The 1,519-nt window shown below is 69.4% G+C and carries 3 protein-coding genes and 1 pseudogene; 3 read left to right on the forward strand and 1 reads right to left on the reverse strand.

Features of this window, described 5'->3' with window-relative positions:
• Positions 1-59 precede the first annotated feature (59 nt).
• From ADK55_RS14780 to ADK55_RS14790, 3 genes are read left to right on the forward strand one after another with little or no spacing between them, the layout of a single operon-like run.
• Positions 60-254 (forward strand): DUF5999 family protein, encoded by a 195-nt coding sequence (locus ADK55_RS14780; RefSeq protein WP_053678862.1) that lies wholly within the window; start codon positions 60-62, stop codon positions 252-254.
• Between the two features lie 20 nt (positions 255-274).
• Positions 275-676: a DUF6302 family protein gene (locus ADK55_RS14785; protein WP_053678864.1), complete on the forward strand. Its 402-nt coding sequence runs from the start codon at positions 275-277 to the stop codon at positions 674-676.
• Positions 673-1,128 carry a helix-turn-helix domain-containing protein gene (locus ADK55_RS14790; RefSeq protein WP_053678866.1) on the forward strand — a complete coding sequence of 152 codons (456 nt, stop codon included), beginning with the start codon at positions 673-675 and terminating at the stop codon, positions 1,126-1,128. The genes ADK55_RS14785 and ADK55_RS14790 overlap by 4 nt, the downstream gene beginning before the upstream one ends.
• An 84-nt stretch (positions 1,129-1,212) precedes the next feature.
• Here ADK55_RS14790 and ADK55_RS14795 read toward each other — a convergent pair.
• Positions 1,213-1,519, reverse strand: a pseudogene (locus ADK55_RS14795) (ABC transporter ATP-binding protein); the annotation flags it as partial.

Consider the following 1,519-nt stretch of genomic DNA (forward strand, 5'->3'; position numbering starts at 1 on the left):
TCGGAGGCCCCCTCCCCCCTGGGCCACCGGCGGAGGGCCGCCCCAAGCGGAGGAAATACATGTGCCAGCACCAACCACACTGCCCGACTGCGGAAGCCTCCGATCGGGAAGCCGCACTACCTTTGGCTTTCCGGCCGGAACAGGGCTGGAGCCTGCTGTGTAACGGCGTCCTGCTCTTCGAGGACACCGGGGAACTGCTCCCGGACGGGCAGATCATCGCCCCCCATCGGCCCCTGACGGCGGCCGTGGCGTGACGAGCCTTCTCGTACCCCCGATGACCGTCACGCTGGCTCCGGCCCAAGAAGCTTACGACTTCGATCACTTCCGGGCGTTGCTCGCGGACCCGTCCGTGCTCGCCGAAAGTGTGGCGATTCGTGTGTTCCGCGCACCGCTGCTCGCCGTCGCGGTCGGCGGCCCACGGCGCGGAGGCTACTTCGCCGCCTCCGATCTGCTCATCGGCTTAGCCGTCCGGAACCTTCTGGCCGGCCGCTACGGTTTCCCTGACGTACGTCTGCGCTGGTCCCCGTGCCTTGACACCTGCCACGGCGTTCAGTGGGGAGACGCGCCGCCCGACTCGAACGACGACCGGCTGCGTGGAGAGTTCTACGGATACAACAAGGCAGCCATCGACGCGTTTGTCCGCCCCGCCGAGAACCGTGGGCTGGTGACGCCGTGATCTCCGTTCGTCTCACTCCCCGAGAGGGGCAGGTCGTTCGGGAACTGGCTGAGGGCGGCACGCTCAAGTCGGTGGCCGAGAAGCTCGGCATCACCCAGATCACCGCCAAGAGCTACCGCAACGACGCCGCACGCAAGGTTGGCTCCTCGGCGGTGCATTCCGCCCTGGTCGCCGCGGCCTACGACGCCGAGGTTCTGGAGATCCCTCCGTCCGACGGCGCCCGGGTGACGCTGGCTGACGGAGAGCGGGAGCTGCTGCCACTGCTGATCGCTGGGTACTCCACGGTGCAGATGTCCCGGAAGACGTACCGCAACATCAACGGGGTACGGCGTGACCTGCGTGGCCTCGTCACCGCCCTCGGCGGCGAGACTGACGCCCACGCCGTGACCCGCGCCTACCAACTGGGGCTTGCCGGCCCCCGCCGCCAGGACGCCGCATCGGCATCCGCCTGACGCGGCCCCGCAGGGCCCGGCGCTTGGCCGCCGTACCCGGCCAATCTCATTGGCCCCCGGTGGCGGGGTGGCGGGCACTGCGGGCTACGGGACGGGGGCGGTGGTGTAGGCGCGGGCCTGCGTGGTCCACATCGCGGCGTACTCCCCGTCCGCGTGCAAGAGGCTGTTGTGGGTGCCTTCTTCGAGGATGCGGCCGTGGTCGAGGACGATGATGCGGTCGGCGTGCTGGGTGGAACCGAGGCGGTGAGTGATGAGGATGACGGTGCGGTCGGTGGCGAGTTCGCGGATGCGGTCGTATGCGGCTTGTTCGGCTCGGGGGTCGAGGGCGCTGGTGGGTTCGTCGCAGATCAGCAGGGGGGCGTTTTTTCGGGCGTAGGGGCGGGCCGCTGCG

The sequence above is a fragment of the Streptomyces sp. WM4235 genome, assembly GCF_001279725.1.
Classification (GTDB): Bacteria; Actinomycetota; Actinomycetes; order Streptomycetales; family Streptomycetaceae; genus Streptomyces.

Excerpts from the sequence above, each read along its gene's own strand:
- ADK55_RS14780 (WP_053678862.1), top strand. The coding sequence starts at position 60 with ATGTGCCAGCACCAACCACACTGCCCGACTGCGGAAGCCTCCGATCGG.
- ADK55_RS14785 (WP_053678864.1), top strand. The coding sequence starts at position 275 with ATGACCGTCACGCTGGCTCCGGCCCAAGAAGCTTACGACTTCGATCAC.